At 49.4% G+C, this 21,224-nt stretch carries 13 protein-coding genes and 1 tRNA gene; 3 read left to right on the top strand and 11 right to left on the bottom strand.

The window, feature by feature from the left end; genetic code table 11:
* Positions 1 to 113: 113 nt before the first annotated feature.
* Positions 114 to 623: a 3-hydroxyacyl-[acyl-carrier-protein] dehydratase FabA gene (fabA, locus tag CWE11_RS01370; RefSeq protein WP_185960668.1), complete on the top strand. Its 510-nt coding sequence runs from the start codon at positions 114 to 116 to the stop codon at positions 621 to 623.
* Positions 624 to 683: 60 nt separating this feature from the next.
* Here the strand turns inward: fabA and rmf are convergent, their stop codons facing one another.
* From rmf to rlmKL, 5 genes are all read right to left on the bottom strand, one after another.
* Entirely contained in the window at positions 684 to 860 is a 177-nt protein-coding gene (gene rmf / locus CWE11_RS01365) for a ribosome modulation factor (RefSeq protein ID WP_126775804.1), read from the bottom strand.
* 298 nt (positions 861 to 1,158) lie between these two features.
* Positions 1,159 to 2,853, bottom strand: coding sequence for a DUF3466 family protein (locus CWE11_RS01360; protein WP_126775803.1), 1,695 nt, complete (start codon positions 2,851 to 2,853; stop codon positions 1,159 to 1,161).
* Positions 2,854 to 4,809: an ATP-binding cassette ATPase Uup gene (uup, locus tag CWE11_RS01355; RefSeq protein ID WP_126775802.1), complete on the bottom strand. Its 1,956-nt coding sequence runs from the start codon at positions 4,807 to 4,809 to the stop codon at positions 2,854 to 2,856.
* On the bottom strand, positions 4,806 to 5,045 hold the full coding sequence (locus tag CWE11_RS01350; protein ID WP_126775801.1) for a glutaredoxin family protein: 240 nt from the start codon (positions 5,043 to 5,045) through the stop codon (positions 4,806 to 4,808). The genes uup and CWE11_RS01350 overlap by 4 nt, the downstream gene beginning before the upstream one ends.
* Entirely contained in the window at positions 5,038 to 7,215 is a 2,178-nt protein-coding gene (rlmKL, locus tag CWE11_RS01345; RefSeq protein WP_126775800.1) for a bifunctional 23S rRNA (guanine(2069)-N(7))-methyltransferase RlmK/23S rRNA (guanine(2445)-N(2))-methyltransferase RlmL, read from the bottom strand. Before rlmKL ends, CWE11_RS01350 begins: the two co-directional genes overlap by 8 nt.
* 223 nt (positions 7,216 to 7,438) lie before the next feature.
* On the opposite strand from rlmKL, the gene CWE11_RS01340 reads away from it, so the two are divergent.
* Positions 7,439 to 7,515: transfer RNA gene (locus tag CWE11_RS01340), tRNA-Met, on the top strand.
* 88 nt (positions 7,516 to 7,603) lie between these two features.
* Positions 7,604 to 9,034: a cardiolipin synthase gene (gene cls / locus CWE11_RS01335; protein WP_126775799.1), complete on the top strand. Its 1,431-nt coding sequence runs from the start codon at positions 7,604 to 7,606 to the stop codon at positions 9,032 to 9,034.
* On the opposite strand, the gene CWE11_RS01330 is transcribed toward cls, so the two are convergent.
* The 6 genes from CWE11_RS01330 to CWE11_RS01305 form a co-directional block, all read right to left on the bottom strand.
* On the bottom strand, positions 9,017 to 9,559 hold the full coding sequence (locus CWE11_RS01330; protein ID WP_126775798.1) for a cell division protein ZapC domain-containing protein: 543 nt from the start codon (positions 9,557 to 9,559) through the stop codon (positions 9,017 to 9,019). The genes cls and CWE11_RS01330 overlap by 18 nt on opposite strands.
* Positions 9,560 to 9,616: 57 nt before the next feature.
* Positions 9,617 to 10,630: a quinone-dependent dihydroorotate dehydrogenase gene (locus CWE11_RS01325; protein WP_126775797.1), complete on the bottom strand. Its 1,014-nt coding sequence runs from the start codon at positions 10,628 to 10,630 to the stop codon at positions 9,617 to 9,619.
* Positions 10,630 to 15,474, bottom strand: coding sequence for an NAD-glutamate dehydrogenase (locus CWE11_RS01320; protein WP_126775796.1), 4,845 nt, complete (start codon positions 15,472 to 15,474; stop codon positions 10,630 to 10,632). Before CWE11_RS01320 ends, CWE11_RS01325 begins: the two co-directional genes overlap by 1 nt.
* 146 nt (positions 15,475 to 15,620) lie before the next feature.
* Entirely contained in the window at positions 15,621 to 18,227 is a 2,607-nt protein-coding gene (gene pepN, locus CWE11_RS01315; protein ID WP_126775795.1) for an aminopeptidase N, read from the bottom strand.
* 91 nt (positions 18,228 to 18,318) lie between these two features.
* The gene (gene nhaC / locus CWE11_RS01310) at positions 18,319 to 19,785 is read right to left on the bottom strand and encodes a Na+/H+ antiporter NhaC (RefSeq protein WP_126775794.1); all 1,467 of its coding nucleotides are present in this window, start codon (positions 19,783 to 19,785) and stop codon (positions 18,319 to 18,321) included.
* A gap of 48 nt (positions 19,786 to 19,833) precedes the next feature.
* Entirely contained in the window at positions 19,834 to 21,216 is a 1,383-nt protein-coding gene (locus CWE11_RS01305; RefSeq protein WP_126775793.1) for a sodium-dependent transporter, read from the bottom strand.
* Between the last annotated feature and the right edge of the window lie 8 nt (positions 21,217 to 21,224).

Genomic DNA, 21,224 nt, shown 5'->3' with positions numbered 1-21,224 from the left:
CGGGTGGGCTTTCAAACTGTTCGGACTTGTATAGCGTACACCTGTTCGCTAAGCTAGCGCGGTCTTTGAATTGAAGCCAGCGTATGATTTGGCAGTACAACAAGGTAGAAAGCATGCAATCGAGTTATACCCGAGAAGAATTATTAGCCTGTAGTCGGGGGGAGATGTTCGGCCCTGGCAACAGCCAGCTCCCTGCTCCAAATATGTTAATGATGGATCGCATCACCATCATGAACGATGACGGTGGAGATTTTGGGTTGGGCTACATCGAGGCTGAGCTCGATATCCATCCAGACCTTTGGTTCTTTGCTTGCCATTTCCCGGGAGATCCGGTCATGCCAGGTTGTTTAGGGTTGGATGCCCTCTGGCAAACCCTTGGGTTCTTCCTTGCATGTTCAGGTGGTCCGGGTCGTGGTCGCGCACTCGGTGTCGGGGAAGTTAAATTTACTGGGCAAGTCCTACCCACTGCTAAAAAAGTAACCTACAAAATCCATATGAAGCGCGTGGTTAAGCGCCGTTTATTTATGGGAATTGGCGATGGCTATGTTGAGGTGGATGGCCGCCTTATTTATGAAGCGAAAGATTTGAAAGTTGGTTTGTTTACAGATACGTCCGGTTTCTAAACCAACCGCACCAGTTAAAACACGAAGCCCCCTCTGCGAGGGGGCTTTTGTTTGTGACCGTTACAGTCGATATAAACCATCGGTTCGGGCTTCTATGGCGTCTCGCCAGCCCCCGAGCCACTGAGAGCGAACTTCGCTGCTTTGATATGGACAGGTTTCCTTCGAACGCCCAGAAACACCTGCTTTAAAACCTTGAGAGTGAGCCCGCTCTAAACGGTCACGTTTTTGTCTTCTCATTATCACTTTCCTCTTGTCGCTTTTTAGCCAGTTACCTCTTATCGCACGCTTTTTATATGCCGAAGCGATGCTGCATCGGGTAACGCGATCGATGCCTCAAAAATGAGTTTTCGGATAGATTTAACTCCTTTTTTTTGAAGAGCATGGAATGAGTTTGTGACGGACGCTTTTTTATCGCCCGTACATTATGGATAGTGACAATTGGATTAAAGTTCAATGAAAAATCCCGACGTCATTCCCTTTAAATCGCTAAGGTGATGACAGTCGGGATCTTTTTCGTTTAGACCAAAAAACTCTGTTAAGGGCGAGTTCTACGACGCAGAGTAATAAGCGCAATCAGACTGAACAACCCAAGCCAAAGTGGACTCACCGATGCACCTCGGCGCTCCCCCGTGTCTAGGTCATCACGCCCCGGGCATGCAGGGTTTTCTGTACTTGATGGTTGTAAAATCAAGCTGCGTGTTGCGGTAAATTGTCGTGAGGTTTCCCCCTCTTCAATGGTAATCCGCTCTAACGCCAACGCGAGGATTTCTCCAGCGTCATTGATATCGACGGCATCCACGATCGTAAGGTTGGAGTCACAGGGAAGAAAGCGATTCAGATCGGTCACTTCGTCGGCCGCGATATCGTACACGAACCCAACCGACCTTGGTTGCGTTGCTTGTGTGAAAACCGGTTCTCCGGTTCCAACCACAAGCCCGGCGTTATTGATTGCCCGGGGACGCCAACCGGTATTTTGGACAAACCCGGTTGGATAAGTGGCTTCAAGTGATGGGTCGTTTAAGTCAATGAAGAATAAACGTGGCTTCAGTTGCTGGGCAATAACACGATTACTGTATCCCACCACAATGCCTTGATCGTTGACGGCAATTCCATGACTCGAGTTCGTGTCATCACTTCCCTCACGAAGATTGATTGGCCCTTCATCACTAAACCATGTAGCTCGTGTTAGGGTAAAACCATCGAGTACACGCTCGGAGGTGCCGACAATGTGCCCCATGTTACTGACGTCGTTTGCGATCGACTTGTACCGCGCAGTTGCAAAACCATCTTCTGCATCTTCGTCAGGATCAAATGCCTTCCCAAGCGAGCGTTGCTCAATAACTTCACCATTCGCATCGAGCTGCCACATAAAAGCACGCTCGTCGGTAATGGGCGTTCGAAGTCCCATACGCTGTCCGCTGTTATTAAACCAAAAACGCCATAAGCAGACTTCGAGTGGTTCGAGATAGTCCGGATTATCGGCATCTTCATCAGGTGTTTGGCACAGTTCAAGCAAAGCATTCATTCGAATCCCGTTGCGTTCTGAACCATAGCCAACGGCAAGATGGTTATCATTAATCGCTACAGCGGATGCCATCCCGCCTTGCACAACATCGTCATTTCCTCGAAGCACGCGGTATGTTGTTCCGTCTGTCCATGCACCGACTGGAAAGCTATCGCGCGTGTAGAACCGAATTGGGTCGCCGTCCTCATCTTCTGCATCAAGCCAGAAATATGGCAAACCCACTTGGCCCACTGTGATACCTGAGTTATTCAGCCCCAGCGCCCGGAAATCGGCACTGTCCGTGCGCAAGCCGGTTTCATCATCAATCACATCAAATCCGTCGAGCTCGCGAACCTGACCATCAAAATAAAAGCCAAGCTCGATCGCAAGTTTCTGGAACTCGGGATTTAAAACAAAACGATCCTCAAACAACAAACGATCGCGGATGAGCCGTAACTCCCGCTCACTGGGGTTGTTCAGGTCTTCGATATCAGGGAAATCTTCCGGATCAAGCAGATCGAGACGAATATTTTGGCCTGTCAATTCGGATAGAGAGCCGACGACGTGCCCTAAGTCATTCAGAGCTCGCGGCGAAAGATTCGCGGAGTTTGGCAATGGATCAAGCTTGACAACCGTATACCCGGGAGCGATGGAGCCGGCATGGGCGATTCCGATTCCTGCAGCACAGACTGCTGCGATTGCCACGGAAATTGTTTTTATGCGCATTTAGTTACCTTGTAAGTTTTCGAGATAATCCCACCGTTCAAGCGCTTCATTCAAAGCATTCTCTAATTCGGTGATGCGATCAGTTGCCGGTTTCGTTTCGCTGACGGGCCGGCGGAAAAACTCTGGATCATTTATCTGTTGTTGTAGTTCATTTAACTCGGCTTCAAGCACTTCAATTTGCTGGGGAAGCTGTTCTAATTCACGCTTTAGCTTGTATGATAACTTGTTCGGCTTACGAGCTAAAGAGGACTGGTCTTCTGAGTCCTTGGAAGGCCCAGAAGTTCCCTCTTTTGTTGGATTTGTCGGTCGTTCGGTCGACCGTTCAACGTGATGGCTTTCAAGGACTCGCTCTTTTCCTTGCAAATAGAAGGCAACCTCGTTAAAACCACCGACTATTTCCGTGACCTGGCCCTGCCCTTCAAAAAGCAGCACAGTGGTTGCGGCGTTATCGATAAATTCTCGATCGTGACTTACCATGAGCACCGTGCCTGGATAGTCCACCACGACTTGCTCAAGGAGTTCGAGTGTATCGATATCCAAGTCGTTGGTCGGTTCGTCAAGAATCAATAAGTTGCTTTCTTTTAACAAAATTTTGGCCAACAAAACCCGATTCTTTTCACCACCTGACAGCGCGCTGACTGGCATCCGCGCCTGTTGAGGAGTAAATAGAAAGTCTTGAAGGTAGCTATATATATGACGCGTTCGCCCTTGATGGGTTACGTCAGTTTTTCCCTCGCCCACGTTATCAGCAATGGTGCGATTTAAATCTAACTGTTGTCGATGTTGATCAAAATACGCGATATTTAAATTCGTTCCGAGCTTGATCAACCCTGATGTGGGTTGCAATTCACCAGTAATCAGCCGAATAAGTGAACTCTTGCCACAGCCGTTGGGCCCCACAAACGCAACCTTATCACCGCGCTGAATAAGGACGTCGAGATCACGGATAAGCGTCTTTTCGCCTAGAGTTAAATTTAATTGCGTCCCCTCAAACACCACTTTCCCTGAGCGTTCTCCGGCACCGACTTCGATCGAAACATTGCCCTGCCGCACCCGACGGGCGGCACGTTCTTGACGTAACGCTTTGAGTGCGCGGACACGTCCCTCATTGCGCGTTCTGCGGGCTTTAATCCCTTGGCGAATCCAAGTTTCTTCTTGTGCTAATTTCTTATCAAATTCGGCAGCTTGTGCTTCTTCCACTTCGAGTAAGCGTTGTTTTTCTACCAAATAAGCGGCGTAATCTCCGGGAAACGAGGTTAAAACGCCCCGATCGAGGTCAATGATTCGTGTCGCTAAGGCACGAATAAACGCACGATCATGGCTGATGAAGACCAATGCTCCACGGAATTCACGTAGCATCGATTCTAGCCACACCACCGTGTCCATATCCAAATGGTTGGTTGGTTCATCCAGTAATAAAATATCGGGGTTTAATGCCATCGCACGCGCCAGTGCTGCGCGACGCAACCATCCGCCCGACAGTGAAGCCATGCTTTGCTCACCATCAAGTTGCAAGCGACTTAAGACGTGCTCAATGTGTGTTTGAATTTTCCATCCGTCGCGCACATCGAGCTGCTGCTGAACTCGCATCAGCGTATTTAAGGTATCTTGGTCCTCAGGGAACTCGGCCAAACGGTGCGAAAGCTGTTGAAATTGCGAGAGCAACGCGCCGACCTCCGCAAAAGCTCCTGCCACATAATCATAAACCCGCCCTTCCATCCGTTCTGGCGGGTCTTGAGGCAACATAGCAACCGATGCTTCACCGACAAAATGGAGTTCGCCCTCATCTAACAGAATGTCCTGATTGAGCACTTTTAAGAGGCTCGACTTACCGGCCCCATTTCGACCCGTAATGCAGACCCGCTCCTGAGCACGAATGGTTAGATCTGCATTTTCAAGCACTGGAGCCGTGCCAAAGGCTAAGCGGGCTCCGGTCATTCGCAACATTACACTCATTGACTCAAAAATTCCTTCAACTGCCCTTCTTGGAAAGGCCACTTCATTTCCGCATCATCAACGGCTCGAATGAGCACCGGCACCAGTAAACCATACTCCCGAATCAGCTCAGGATCGCTTGCGATATCCACCATATGTAAATGAATTGGTTCATCAAGCGGTTGTTGATGGATCAGCTGGATTGCTTGAATACACAGCGGGCATTGTTCTTTCATCAACAGATAAAACTCAGGCATGACGTAAATACCAGCAAAAATGGATCGCACGTTGTTTAGCGAAATCGGGCGGGATGGATGCGCGGGTGCGATCTTCGGCGACGAGGCCAAGCTCCGCAACCTTTGGATCCAGCTTGAAGCTTCGTTTATTGTTGGTGAAAATAATTAACCCACCGGGTGCCAAGATTTTTTTTGCTTGGGCCAGCAACGTCATGTGATCCCGTTGAACATCGAACACATCCTGCATTCGCTTCGAGTTCGAGAATGTTGGCGGATCGATAAAGATAATATCGTACTGCTCTGGTTGTTCAGCCTCAGACGCGTCTGACAGCCATTGTAAGCAGTCCGCATGTACAAATGGATGCTTGTGAATCGTGAGCATATTCAGGCGGAAATTATCTTTTGCCCAATTTAAATAGGTTTTAGACAGATCCACCGTGGTGACTTCTGTGGCTCCGCCGAGCGCTGCATGCACTGATGCAGAGCCCGTATAGGCAAATAGATTTAAGACTCGTTTACCACGGGACAAGGTTTGAATTTCCCGACGAACCCACCGATGATCCAAGAATAAACCGGTATCAAGGTAATCCGTAAGATTCACCCAAAACTTCGCGTTGTACTCGTGAACTTCGCGTAACACACTCTCTTCGGAAACTCGCGTATACTGCTGTTCACCCTGTTGACGCTTTCGCTGGCGAGTAAACACCAAGGCGGGATCGACCGGAAGTGTGTCGAGTGCCGCTTCAATGACGTTCCACCAACGCTTGTCCGCGACATGCGCTGGAATGTTTTTCGGTGCCGCGTACTCTTGAATCACAAGTGCGCCATCGTAGAAATCAATTGCCGCATTAAACTCGGGGAGATCCGCATCGTAAACACGAAAACAATCGATCCCTTCTTCGCGCGTCCATTTTTCTCGTTGCTTCCAGTTCTTTTGCAGTCGGTTTCCCAGCGCCTCAAGTTCCGGACGCTCAAACATTGGATGATCTTGGCTCAAATCGAACAGGGCTAGAAGTACGGGGATTCCACCGTTGTTCAGTTTATATTTCTTCTCGGAGCGCAACCGCATCGCGCGGATCATGGTCTCATCGGGTGCTAAAATAGCAACCCTCCAATTTTGCAATACACCGTCTGTCATGCCTTGCTGAAGCCATTTGCCAAATGCACGATAAAATTGCCATGCGGCAAAGGGACTTCCTAAACGCTCTCCGTACGGTGGATTGCTCAACATCAACCCGGAAGCCGCTGCTTTAAAGCGCTTGAGTAGCCACGGAGCAGTCGCCTCCCCGCGCTCAATTTTTATGAAGTCTTCAAGGCCGACCGCATGAACGTTTTGTTGCGCTGCAAGAACCACATTCGAATCTTCGTCCACACCGTGGAATACTGTTTTGCAGGCAGCTTTTCCAGCCGCAAAACGTTCTTCAGCCTCTTCTTTTAATTGATTCCAAACCGCTGCTCGATGCCCTCGCCATGCGTTAAAGCCCCAATGGGTGCGACCCAGCCCTGGCGCCCGATCAGTGGCCAATAACGCAGCTTCAATAAGCAAGGTTCCGGAACCACACGTTGGGTCTGCAACCAAGGCTGGCCACGCGGACGAATCGTCTTGTAATTTACACGGAACCTTGAGCCCTGCTCTTTGAATCAAAGCCGCAGCCAGTGTTTCGCGGATAGGCGCAGCCCCTTTTGCTTGCCGATATCCACGTTCATGTAATCCAGTCCCCGCAAAATCAAGATAAAGTGTGGCAATCCCTTTATTAAGGTAACCTTGAATTGAAATTTCGGGCTGTTTCACCTCAACATCTGGACGACGCTGCCCTCCACGACGAAAGGCATCAACGACACCATCTTTGATTACTTGGGCGGAGAACTGAGTATTTTTGAGCGTCTCACTCGTTCCGTTGAATCGCACGGCAAACGTATTTCGTGCATCGAACACTTCAGGCCATGGGTGATTCTGGGCTAGCTTTTCTAACCCAAAACGATCATGGACTTCTCCTTCGCAGAGTTTAAGGAGTACACGACTTCCAAGGCGCGACCACAAACACAGCCGATAACCCAACGCAAGCGGACCGGTGCATGAAACGCCTGAGTTCGTTGCCTTGACCTCATCGGCCCCCAGAGAGGTGAGTTCTTCTAAGAGAAGTTCTTCTAAACCGCGAGCGCAAGGAACAAAAAATTGATAAACCGACATGGTGTAGTGACGTCCAATAGAAGTAAGAAAGGTGCTTCAACATATGAAATACTAGTATACCGTAGACAAGGTACGATCACGAAACATTCCATAGAATGCGCCCCATCGAGATGAATTGTTGCTTTTTTGGGCATTTGAGTGCCATTTTGCGATGAAACCAAAAAAAGTGCGGGTTTTCCCTTGCATTTGCAGCTGCGGCTGTTAAGATACGCCCCACATCGGACGCGGGGTGGAGCAGTCTGGTAGCTCGTCGGGCTCATAACCCGAAGGTCGTAGGTTCAAATCCTGCCCCCGCAACCAATCCGATGCATCTCACTTCACAGATCATTGAAAATCCTGCATTTCATTCCTATATTAAAGCATCATCCAATGAACCTTTGAGTCATTCGTGCAAGTCACTGATCTTCTGGTTGTGTTCTACTGGTTATTTATTGCCAGTGTTTTTCTTCGTGTCATCTACAAGCGCCGCCCCGTTAGCGCCTCGCTCGCATGGGTCTTGATCATCATTATCCTCCCACTTATTGGCGCCTTGATTTACTTGTTCTTCGGTGAGGTCCAACTTGGTCAACGACGTGCAGAGCGCGCACGCGATCTCCATGATCCCTTTACCGAAAACTTCTTACAACATCTTCAAGATCATAACCCAATTGCACCCGTTGGACTCGCCGCTGGAGCTATCTACAACCTAATGAAAAAGCGAGATGGCATTGGCGCTTTTGGTTATGACCATTTCTCAGTACTCAGCGATCCAGACGCCATTTTTGATGCATGGTTAACCGACATCGAAGCCGCAAAATCAAGTATTCGAATGGAGTTCTATATTTGGCACCCGCACGGGCGCGTGAATGAAGTTACCGATAAATTGATACAAGCCGCTGAACGGGGTGTGTCTATTGAAATTCTTGTTGATCACGCGGGGAGTTGGCAGTTCTTTCTATTTGGTAAAGATTTGAAACGAATGCGTGCCGCAGGAATTGCCTTCTTACCGGCTCTTCCGGTAAGTATCTTTCGGAACATGTTTCGTCGGGCGGACCTTCGATTGCATCGAAAAATGCTAATTATTGATCATTATATTTGTTATAGCGGTTCGATGAATATGGCGGACCCGCGTTTCTTTAATCGGGGCCGAAGATTTGGTCCTTGGATTGATATGGTCATTCGATTCGATGGTGCGGCCGCTTTTGCTGTTTCGAAGGTTTTCTCGTGGGATTGGGAACTTGAGACCGGCGAACGCCGATTCCCCGAAATCTCGTTACCATTGCCACATAATAAACAATGGATGTCGATCATCCCTTCGGGGCCCGGTGCGTATCCCGACGCGATACACCAGGTGATGTTGTCTTTGATTCATCGAGCGGACTCAAGCCTCATTATTGCAACGCCCTACTTTGTTCCAAGTGAAGCTATATTTGAAGCGCTCGTTCACGCGGGACGTCGCGGTGTCGATGTTTGCTTGCTGCTACCCAAAGTGAGTGACTCGCGGATGGCAGGGTTAGCAAGCCGTTCTTACTACGCGACACTGCTCGCCGCCGGGGTCGAGATTCGTTTATACGACAAAGGACTTCTGCATAGCAAAGCACTTGTTGTCGATTCTGAGCTTGCGATCGTGGGAAGCATGAATCTTGACATGCGAAGCTTGCAACTTAACTTTGAACTGAGTTTCGCGCTGTATAATGAAGAAAGCTGTCAGGCCATCTGTGCACTATTAACGCAGTACCGAAAGGATAGCGAACCGGTAAGTGAAGCACGATGGAACGAACGATCGCCTCTCCATCGTGCGGGAGAGCGCTTTATGTATTTCTTAAGCCCACTGCTTTGAGTGACCGCCCATCCGGGGCATCGGATGGCGTAATGATTCTTGGAGTCGATCGTTAAGGACACGAGTCACTTCAAACCGCTCCATCGAACGGAACCCTGCAAGCTCAAATCGATCATCAACTAACATACACAACGAGCACCGCTCGTCTTGTTCAATGATCAAAAAATCACCTTGGGATGAACCTGACGTGAGTGCACAGAATAAGTGTGTTTGGGGCCAAGGATGCTCAGTAGAGAAAGGACCGAACTGGAAATACCAGCTCTGTGGCAGCATAAGCTTTCCAAAACGAACGAGCGCTGCCGCATGGAGCGCTATCTCAAATTGCTGACTTGTGGACAACGCACTGTGCTCATCGAGGTAGTCAGCATAGCGTTGGAAGGTTGCAGCGTCGTCCATCGAAAAAGAAACGGAATCCGGTAAACGATCGCGGAGTACCGTGCGTTTGAACCGCAGTCTTTGTGTAACGTTTCGCCCCAACTCGATGACTAAGCAGTCGGCGTCAAGGCGCCATTGCCAATCTTGCATCGAACAAATCCTTCTTTTTTCGATTAACGCGCCGACAATATCTTTTTTTTGTAAAGATTACAAGTTTTCAACAATATCACGGACTAATTGCGGGCCATGGTAGATAAAGCCTGTATAAATCTGCACGAGCGAAGCACCGGCTGCTAATTTATCGCTTGCGTCGGCCGCGCTCAAAATGCCTCCGACACCGATGATTGGAATCTCTTTCGGCAGACTCTCACGCAACCATCGAATCACCTGTGTTGAGGCGTCACGCACTGGCGCTCCACTCAATCCTCCGGCCTCTTTGGCGTGCACATGTCCTTCCACAGCGGACCGCTCAATCGTGGTATTGGTCGCTATCACCCCGTCGATCTGATACGTCCGAACAGCCTCTGCAAAGCTTTGAACTTGTTCCTTGGTCATGTCCGGCGCAATCTTGACAAAAAGCGGCACGTATTTCTTATGGGCAATCTCGAGTTCATGCTGCTTCGCTTTCAGCGTTCGGAGCAATTCATCTAATACATTCCCGTGTTGAAACGCGCGAAGCCCTGGGGTATTCGGTGAGGAAATATTAACCGTAATATAATCCGCGAGAGAATAGACCTTCTCCATACAGATACAATAATCCTGAACCCCTTCAGCCTCCGGCGTGTCTTTGTTCTTTCCGATATTGATTCCCAAGATGCCTCGATATGATGAAGCCTTGATATTTTTAACCAAGGCATCAACACCATCGTTGTTGAAGCCCATGCGATTAATTAAGGCTTCATGTTCTGTCAGTCGAAACATCCGTGGTTTTGGATTTCCTGCTTGCGGGCGCGGTGTAACCGTCCCTACTTCGAGAAATCCAAATCCCATCGCGCCGAATGCATCGATGCACCGGCCGTTCTTATCAAGGCCAGCGGCGAGTCCAACGGGGTTCGGGAACCGCAAGCCAAGAATTTCAACCGGTTTTTCGGGAATCGATTGTGCAACAAGAAAACGCATCGGACCTGATCCGATGCGTGCAAGCTGATTAAGCGCAAAATCATGGGACCACTCGGCGTCTTGTTTAAAGAGCACCGAGCGAACCAAGTTGTACAGTTTCATTAATGTGAATTTCCGCTCTTCTGTCCAAGGAGCGTCAGTTCACGCAGTGCAACTGAGAATTTCGCGAATTCATGACTCTTGGTTGTTTTGAAATCCGCCAAGGTTGATTTCCAACGATCAACATAAGACTTGTTCTCGGTACTCCAGCGGTTCAGCATGTTTTCTGCAGTTTTCTCATCTTCAGCATGCTTCAGAACCGCGAGAGTTAACAAGCGTTGCTGCCAGTCGAGCTCCTCGCGGAATGCCGCGCGCGCAAGTGCTTGCCAGTGGTTTGCAACCGGCTGTCGATTAACTTGATCCAAGAACCAGTGGATCTGAAGCTGCGCACCGAGACGGAAATACGTTTCAGCAACCAATGGCGTTTTCTTGCCTGTATCTGCACCCACTTCGGCAATATCAAGTGCGGAGAAAATCGTGCTGAGAATCCCGACTTGATGGGCAAGATCATTCGGTACGCCTTGCTCCACTAATTTTTCGATCTGGGACTTGATAACGGCAGCTTCTGCCTCCGTCATATAATTCAACACATTCTTACGAAGATCGTTGAACGCTTTCGAGTAAAAATCGATCCGCTCTTGAATGCTATGAAACGCCGGATTCTTATGCCGCAAGAACCAACGTGTTGCTCGACGAACCATCCGACGCACTTGGAACAGAATTTGGTTCTGCACGTCCGCTGGAATCTTGTTATTCAGCTTCTCGACTTGTTGCCAAATACTCCGTGTATTAAATACTTCGCGAGCCGCGATATACGCTGACGCGATTTCAGCGACCGTTGCACCCGTCGCTTCTTGCTTACGATAAATAAAATTTGGCCCCATATCGTTGACAATGTTATTCGCCAACTTCGTCGCGATGATCTGCGCTTTCAATGGATGATCGTTCATCTCATCGCGAAATTGCTCTTGAAGCTCACGCGGGAATGCTGCCACCAACTCCCGTTGATGGAAGGGATCATTGGTGATTTCGTCGGTCACCAGCTCTTCTTTCAGAACCATTTTTCCGTACGCATTCAATACGGCAAGCTCAGGACGGGTTAACCCTTTTCCTGCGGCAGTCCGCTCTGCAAGCTCATCGTCATCAGGCAAGAACTCGAGTGCGCGATCAAGCAAGCCATCTTTTTCAAGATGATGAATAAAGCGCTGCATCTCTTTAATCTGATCCGCACCACGGAGTAAGGTCACAGAGATGGACTTCGTTTGCCGGTTACAGTCATTTAAGACAATCTCCGCGACTTGATCCGTCATATCGTACAACAACTGGTCACGCTGAGGTTTGGTCAGTTTTCCTTGGCTCATCAAGCCATTGAGCAGGATCTTGATGTTTACTTCATTGTCTGAACAGTCGACACCTCCGACGTTATCAATGAAGTCAGTATTGATTCGGCCACCTCGCATGGCGTATTCAATCCGACCAAGCTGAGTAAAGCCCAGGTTACCGCCCTCGCCCACAACTTTGGCGCGAAGCTCTTTGCCATTGATTCGAAGTGCATCGTTTGCACGATCACCGACTTCAGCGTCCGTTTCCTTGCTTCCTTTCACGTAGGTGCCAATGCCACCATTCCAGATGAGATCAACCTCAGACATCAACAAAGCCTTAATCAACTCCGTTGGAGTCATTGAGCGCTTTTGCGTCCCGATAAGTCGCTTCATCTGTGTGGTCAATTCAATTGACTTGGCACTCCGGAGGAAGATCCCACCCCCTTCGCTAATCAGCTTACGGTCATAATCATCCCAGCTCGAGCGCGGGAGGTGAAATAGACGCTCACGTTCTTTGAACGATTTCGCAGCATCTGGTTCCGGGTCGATAAAGATGTGCATGTGGTTGAAAGCAGCGACCAGTTTGGTGTGCTTTGAAAGCAACATCCCATTTCCGAATACGTCGCCGCCCATATCGCCTATCCCGATACAGGTGAAATCAGTTGTTTGACAGTCGATCCCCATTTCACGGAAATGACGCTTAACGGACTCCCATCCGCCGCGCGCAGTAATTCCCATCTTTTTATGGTCATAGCCGACTGAACCACCAGACGCAAATGCATCACCAAGCCAATGGTTATATTCAGCGGAAATCGCGTTCGCAATATCTGAGAAGGTCGCGGTCCCCTTATCAGCGGCTACGACTAAATACGGGTCGTCTTCGTCGTGGCGAACGACATCCTTCGGATGTACGATCTCGCCGTCAACAATGTTATCTGTGATATCAAGTAAGGCACGGATAAAGGTGCGGTAACACGCTTTACCTTCCTCAAACATGGCATCACGCTCTTCAGGCAGCTGTTTACAGACGAATCCGCCTTTGGCCCCAACCGGTACAATTACAGTATTTTTTACTTGCTGGGCTTTTACCAAACCAAGGACTTCCGTCCGGAAGTCTTCACGGCGATCGGACCAGCGCAAGCCACCCCGAGCAACCTTTCCGCCACGCAAGTGAACCCCTTCAACCCGCGGTGAATACACAAAAATCTCGTACTTCGGCAACGGTAATGGCATCTCAGCAATCAGTTCTGGCAAGAACTTCACAGAAACATACGATTTCTCACGACCATCATCGTGGCTTTGGAAGAAGTTGGTCCGCAGGGCCGCTTGAATCAGATCCAAGTAACGGCAAATAATCCGGTCGTCATCAAGACTCGAGACATGTTCCAACTCACTTTGAATCCGTTGAACCAAGGTTTCAACTTTCTTCGGTACCCCTTTTACTCCCGGTTCAAAGCGCGTGTAGAACAGCTTCACGAGCAACTTGGCAATTTTGGGATAACGGGTAAACGTACTCTCAATATAACTTTGACTGAAGGTGACGCCAATTTGCCGCATATATTTTGCGAACATGCGCAAAATCACCACGTGACGCCCTTCCATCCCGGCGCCAAGAATCAGACGGTTAAATCCATCGTCCTCGTAATCGCCCTTCCAGACCTTGGCAAAAGCATTTTGGAAATTATCGCGACTCTTCTCAAGATCGAGCTTGCCGGCGGTGTGCAGCATGAAAAAGTCGAGAACCCAGAAGACATGGCCATCGTTTGTTTTGATCTGGTACGGCGATTCGTTGATCACCCGCAGCCCGAAGTTTTCGAGCATCGGCAGGACATCAGATAAATGAATCGGCTCGTCCCGGTGGAATAATTTAAGCTTTACGCGATTGGAATCATCCTGAACTTCTTGCGCACGATAGAACAACATGCCCAGACGATGGTCATCATCCAGCGCTTCAAGCTGTTCAATATCGGCAATCGCTACCGACGGAAGCATATCTTCCTTGTAGGCACGTGAAAAACCATCCGCATAGCGACGCATGAGCTCCCGCGCACGCGCCTCCCCTTTTCCAGTGACAAGCAGCCGCTCTAGATTATCTTCCCAAGTTCTGGATGCTTCAGTTAGGTTTTCTTCGAGTTCTTTCACATTAATTTCCTGTCCGCTGTCCTGTACACGAATGGTGTACTGCGTCCGAGCCAACGCTGATTCGGAGAAGTAAGTCGTAAAATCGACATCCTCGTCGCTGCCGAGGGTGCGCGCTAAAATTTGTTGTGTTCTTTGCCGTAAGATCGTGTTGTAGCGTTCTTTGGGGACGTACACCATTGCCGTGATGAAGCGTCCGAAAATATCGCGACGTAAGAATACACGCGTAATATCCCGCTCTTGGATTTGCAATACGCCGAGCGCCGTTTTCAATAAATCATCCACGTGGGATTGAACGATTTCATCCCGCGGGTAGGTTTGCATAATATTCAGGAGCGCTTTACTCGCATGAGTACCGCGTGCGTAACGGCTGTTTTTCAATACCGCAGCGACTTTGTCGCTCACCAAGGGAATATCCATGACGCTATCGTTGTAGAAGCTTGCCGCATAGAGCCCGATAAACCGGTCTTCACCAATCACACGGCCCTTCTTGTCGAAGCGCTTGATCCCAATGTAATCACTGTATGCTGGACGATGCACCCGTGATTTCGAGTTCGTTTTCGTGAGTAAGAGCAAGTCATCGCTGGCCAACGCTGTCGTACGCGCAAGTTTAGACATCTCTGAAAGGCGACGCGGCTTTGTGCTTTCAGACGCCTTCAATAGGCCAAGACTACTGCCTTTGTCTTGCGTAAGCTCCCAATCCCCTTCCACCGGGTTCAAGGTGTAACTGCGATAGCCCATCAGCGTGAAATTATCATCCGCCAACCAGCTCAAGAATCGCTCCGCTTGCTCCAATTGCGCCTTGTCACCAGGGAAATTTCGCTTCCCTAACGTTTGAACGATTTCCTGCAGGCGAGCACGCATCGGTTTCCAATCGCCCACAGCGAGAGCGACCTCTTCCATCACAAAAGCCAATTCCTTCTTCAGTGCCTTCAGTTCGTCTGCGGTGTTTTGGCGGTCGACTTCAATCAAGAAAACAGTATCGGTTTGTGCGTTCTCATCGGTTTCGCCTGAAGGAAGAATTTCACCGACGGAACCGTCTGCGTTTCGACGATGAACCAAGGGTGCATGAAGAAGAAGTTGGGAATTAATTCCCATCCGATTTAACGCCATTCGAATCGAGTCCACCATAAACGGCATATCCGTTTGAATGACCTCAATAATGGTATGTGGAGACTCCCATCCGTATTTAGCCACTTCTGGGTTATAGACCTTGATGGTTGCCTTGGTATTGGATTCGTAATTATTGAAGCTATGCCAAAGCCCGACAATCGCGCCATAAATATTGCTATGATCCCGACCGACAAAGTCATCCCGAGACACATTACGATAAAGACGCTGCGCAAATTCATTGACCAACCCTGCACTCTCAGCAGGAAGTTTCTGGCGGATCGTTTCCGAAACTTTCTCGAGGATAACTGGGGGCTGACTATTGACCGATGCCATGATGTTTGATCCTTGTCTGCAGGCAGAAATAGAGTGGCTCGACGCCCACCGTGACTGGCAGGCATAAACCTTTTTATTTTCGGCCTTTACGCTAGGAAAATCAACGTATTCTCCGCTGGTGCGAGGAGTTAATTTTCCAACAAAATTTAGGCAAGCGCCTGACTTAATTTTTCATGCAAATCCGGTGCAAGATTATCCAACGTTTGCAAACGTTCGAGCGTGCGTTTTAATTGTGTTTGCTGAGGCTCAGGGATACTCCGCCACTTGAGCAGCGGCGAGAGCAGCCGAGAGGCAACTTGCGGGTTTTGCTGGTTTAAACGCGAAATAGCCTGTTCAATCAAGGCATATCCGCTGCCATCCTCCGCATGTAACTGATTTAAGTTGTGTGTGAAGGTTGCCAGCAATGCATAAATACGATTTGGATTTCCCCAATCAAATGCTGGGTGATGGGTCAATAACTCTACTTTTTGTGCCGTTCCAGATCCCGGCGCACTGGACTGAACCGCAAGCCATTTATCCATGACTAACTTTTCATGTCCCCACTGGTCCGCAAAATGAGCTAAATAACGTTCCGCTGCGGGATGCTCGGCATGGACAGCGGCCGCCAGGGCTCCCATCGCCAATGTCATGGTATTGGATTGACTAAATTGTTTATCGAGTTCGCGGAGAATCACTTCATCCTCATGATGGTAGGCGAGTAATTGTGCGATGGCATTGGTACACATACGGATGGCCACAGCGTTGCCATTAAAGCTCCGTTGTTGCCAATCGGTTGCCGCGTATCGCGCCAAAAGCGCATCCCGCAACGACAAAGCAAGTAAGCTTTTTAACTCAGCTACCACGCGGGTCGCCGCTGCAATGGGGATGACCTTGTACTCTTGCGCTAAAGTCTCTTCGCTCGGTGGCTGCAGAAGAAGCGAGAGTAATGCAGGGTCGGTGTTCTGATTGCGAATTGCAGTCTCAAGGACGTCGATAAATCGCTCTGATAGTTCGACCGAATCATCTTGTCTGATGGCATTTCGCAGTGCGTTTAGATAAATCCTCTGACTCGCATCCCAGCGCAAAAATGCATCATGGGCACCATTTAGAATTGCAATTAAATCATCTTCGGGTTGCTCAAAGCGCAAGCGAATTGGTGCCGAAAAGTCCGCCAGCAAAGCGGGAATAACCTTTTCTTCTGGCGAGGAAAAATGAACGACTTGACGACGCTCAGTTAATTCAATCAACTCAACCGGCGCATGCTCGGAGACCACTTGAATCCGCTCTCCGTGCGCGTTTACAAATTCAAGGCGAATCGGGATATGCATGGGCGGTTTATTGCTCTGCCCCGGCGTATCCGGGGTGTGTTGCTGCAGCGTTAAACTTCCTGAGCCAGTTGTGGAGTCGAACTGATAATCGACATCGACTTCAGGTGTCCCTGCATAAGCATACCAATGACGAAACTGGCTAAGGTTCACATCATTGGCATCCTCCATCGCCCGGACAAAATCCTCACAGGTGACCGCTTGACCATCATGGCGATGAATGTAGGTTTTCATACCTTTTTGAAAACCAGTTTCTCCGAGCAACGTGTGTAACATGCGAATGACTTCGGCGCCTTTGTTGTACACAGTCACTGTATAGAAGTTATTCATTTCAAGCACTTTATCAGGCCGGATAGGATGTGCCATCGGGCTCGCATCTTCTTCGAACTGGTGCGTGCGCATAATTCGAACATCTTGGATTCGCTTGACCGCTCGCATCCCCATATCTGCACTGAACTCTTGATCACGAAAAACAGTGAGCCCTTCTTTTAATGAAAGTTGGAACCAATCCTGACAGGTAACCCGATTACCCGTCCAATTATGGAAATATTCGTGTCCGATGACGGCTTCGACGTTGATAAAATCTTGATCGGTCGCAGTTTCGCTATCTGCTAATACATATTTCGAGTTGAATATATTCAGTCCTTTATTCTCCATCGCTCCCATATTAAAAAAGTCGACCGCTACCACCATGTAGATGTCGAGATCATATTCAAGGTTGAAGCGTTGTTCATCCCATGCCATTGCACGTTTAAGGGCTGCCATCGCAAAATCAGCGCGCGGTAGATTCCCCCGATCGACAAATAACTGAAGCGTCACCACTCGACCGCTTTGGGTCGTAAATGAATCTTCGAGCAAGTCAAAGTCACCTGCAACAAGCGCAAATAAATACGCCGGCTTTGGAAACGGATCATGCCACGTCACGGTTTGGATACTGCCAGTTTCAAATTTTTCGATGCAGTTCCCATTCGACAGCAGGAACGGATAACTCGCTTTGGGCGCGTGAATGGTGGTCGTAAATACAGACAACACATCAGGACGATCCAAGTAGTAAGTGATGCGACGGAAACCCTCCGCTTCACATTGCGTACAGAAGGTTCCGGCTGATTTATATAGCCCTTCTAAAGACGAATTGCGGGCGGGATCAATGATCGTAACCACCGTGAGCAGAAAACGTTTCGGCACCCGAAAGATTTTCAATTTATCCTTCGTCCGTTGATACGCCTTCGCGTCTAATGCCACACCATCAAGGCTGAGCGCGGCGAGTTCGAGATCATCACCATCGAGCGTTAAGGTATCGTCGTCGCCTAACCGCTCAAGTTCCATGCTATTGGTGACACGGGTTGCATGATCATCGAGCTCAAAGGTTAAGTTGGTTGTGTGAATACGAAAAGCCGGTGCCTGATAATCGAGGCGATACTTGGGTTCGAAGGTTACAGATTCAGACATGCGTCACTCCACCATTGCATGGTCACAAAAATTTACGCCATGCTACCAAAAATAAGATATAAAAAAACGCGGCTTTCGCCGCGTTTCATGATTATGCTTTCGCTTCCTCGGCGGGGTGACCTTCTAAGCGGAGAATCTTAAAGTTCGTGTAAGCGTACACAACCGTAAGAATCGGAACCAGGAACAAAAAGAACGCAAACGGCGCGTAATGGAGAGGATAAACACCAAGTACGCTAAACATATACGCACCGCAGGTATTCCATGGAATGAGCGGTGATGTAATCGTACCGCTCGACTCAAGTGAACGCGACAGCACACGCGCATCCAACCCGCGATTCTTATATTCCTCACGATACATGCGACCAGGCAAAACGATTGCCATATATTGGTCTGCAGTTAATACGTTCGCACCAAAACAGGTAAAAACGGTTGCCGTCACCAATGAGCCGGTGGAGTGAACCATTTTAAGAATTCCGCGGATAATTTTTTGCAACAACCCAGTCGTTTCCATTACGGCACCGAACGTCATCGCAGCAAGAATCAACCATACGGTGTTGGTCATACTCTCCATCCCTCCTCCGCTGATCAAGCTTGCGAGGTCAGGATTCGGGGTATAGATTTCGATACCGGTCGCCAATGCGGCCCAGACGACTTCAAGTTGGCCAACGAAAGCGATACTTCGCTCTCCGTCCGCAAGGCTTCCTACCACGTCAGCCTGAAACAACAAGGCCCATACGCCACCTAACAGTGCTCCAATTAAAATGGTAGGGAGCGCAGGCTTTCTAGTTGCTGCCAAAGCAAACAGAATCGCTAGCGGAATGAGCATAATCGGGCTGATATTAAACAGTGCTTGCAAGTCATTTTGCATGGCTTCCAAGGTATCCATATTCGCCACGCCAGACCCTGCGAACCCGAGAACGGTAAACAAAATGAGCGAGATAAGCAGAGCTGGAACTGCGGTCCAGGTCATATAACGAATATGGGCGAACAATTCCGTTCCCGCGACAGCAGGCGCCAGATTCGTCGTGTCGGACAGAGGCGACATTTTGTCACCAAAATAAGCGCCTGAAATAACCGCACCCGCAGTGATGGCCAGTGATAGCTCCATCCCCGTAGCGACCCCAATCAAGGCGACACCGATGGTTGCCGCCGTCGTCCAGGAACTTCCAATACTGATAGCGACAATCGCACAAATCAAACAGCTCGCGGCATAAAACCAGGCTGGGCTGAGCAGCTCAAGACCGTAGTAAATCATGGTGGGGACGATCCCGGCTAGCAGCCAGGTTCCTATCAATGAACCAACCATGAGGATAATTAAAATGGCACCGAGTGCGACCGAGATCCCTTGCGTTATCCCCGCTTCAATATCTGCCCACTTATATCCGTTATAAAACGCGATGGTAGTCGCGATAGCGGCGGCAATAAAGAGTGCGATTTGATTTGGCCCGTAAGAGGAGTCCTCACCGAAGAGAAACACCGAGCTGCCAAGCATGACAATCAAAGCAAGCAATGGAATCAGTGCTTGCCAATAGGATGGACGTCGAGTGGTTTCCGTCATAATTCTTATAATCCGTGCAAAAAGGCCCCACTGGGGCCTTGTAGAGTCTTAGAACTGAACGATTCCTAAAAGCTGTAGGAAGATCGCTATGATAGCAATTGGCGCAAGGTAACGCACACAGAAACGCCATACCGCATAGGTGCGTGTACTGGTATTCAGCTCTTCCTCAGTAAATCGCCGCTTCATCACCCAACCGGTAAACACGGCCGCTAACAAGCCACCTAAGGGCAACAGGATATTTGAGGCTAAGTGGTCGATTGCATCGAAAATCGTCGCCAGCTCCTTACCAAAGAAGTCCCAATTGAGCTGTGTCCAGCCTGCCCCAGCAAATGAAAAGACCGTCGCGAGACTTAGCGTCCAGAGCACTGTTCCCGAGACAATCGCCGCTTTCCAGCGGGAAACACGGAGCTTTTCTTCAGCAAAGGCAACTGACGCTTCGATCATAGCAATCGCCGAAGTAAACGCAGCGAGCACCAACATCACGAAGAACACCGTCGCTGTAAGCGAAGTAAACGGCATGTTCGTAAATGCCAATGGCAGAGTTTGGAAAATCAGGCCTGGGCCTTCACCCGGAGCCAACCCATAACCGAAAACGATTGGGAAAATGGCGAGGCCCGCGATCAATGCTACGAGCGTATCGGCAATTGCGATCCAGATTGAAGTACGGGCAATCGAGGTCCCTTTCGGAAGGTAGGCGCCGTAAATGATCATAACCCCGGATGCCAACGATAGCGTGAAGAATGCATGACCAAGAGCAATCAACGCGCCTTGGGTCGTCAGCGCGCTAAAATCAGGACGGAACATAAATGCAAACGCTTGGGCAAAATCCCCAATCACCGCGGAGTAAGCCGCAATAATCACAAGTAAAATGAGCAACACAGGCATAAGATAACGTACGGCTCGCTCAAGTCCGTCTTTGAATCCTTTCCCCACGACGAATACCGTTGCAGTGATCAAGAGCGTACTGAAGAACAGCAGCTCGCTCGCCGAAGTCACCATTCCACCAAAAATCGCACTGACCGACTCGGGTGTGGCATTCACAAATGCACCCGATGCGCTCTTAAATACGTACGATAGGGCCCAACCAGCGATCACCGCATAAAAGGTTAAGATGATAAAGCCGGCACTGAGGCCCATCCAGCCGGTGACCTGCCACGCCGGACTTACACCCGACTCGCGCGCAAGTTTTGCCGTTGCATACCCAGGCGATGTGCGACCACGACGCCCGATCAAAACCTCAGCCATTAAGACTGGGACACCGATCAGAAAGATAAATAACAAATACAGGAGAACAAAGGCGCCCCCACCGTTTTCACCCATGATGTAGGGAAACTTCCAGATATTGCCGAGTCCTACCGCTGCGGCCGTAGCCGCTAACACGAAAGAAAAATTACTCGACCACCGGTTATGCGTTGCGCGTTCAGTTGTCATATAAAAAT

The organism is Aliidiomarina sanyensis, assembly GCF_003987175.1.
GTDB lineage: Bacteria > Pseudomonadota > Gammaproteobacteria > Enterobacterales > Alteromonadaceae > Aliidiomarina > Aliidiomarina sanyensis.
Note: the sequence above shows the minus strand (reverse complement) of the source record. Positions and strands in the feature narration are given on the sequence as shown.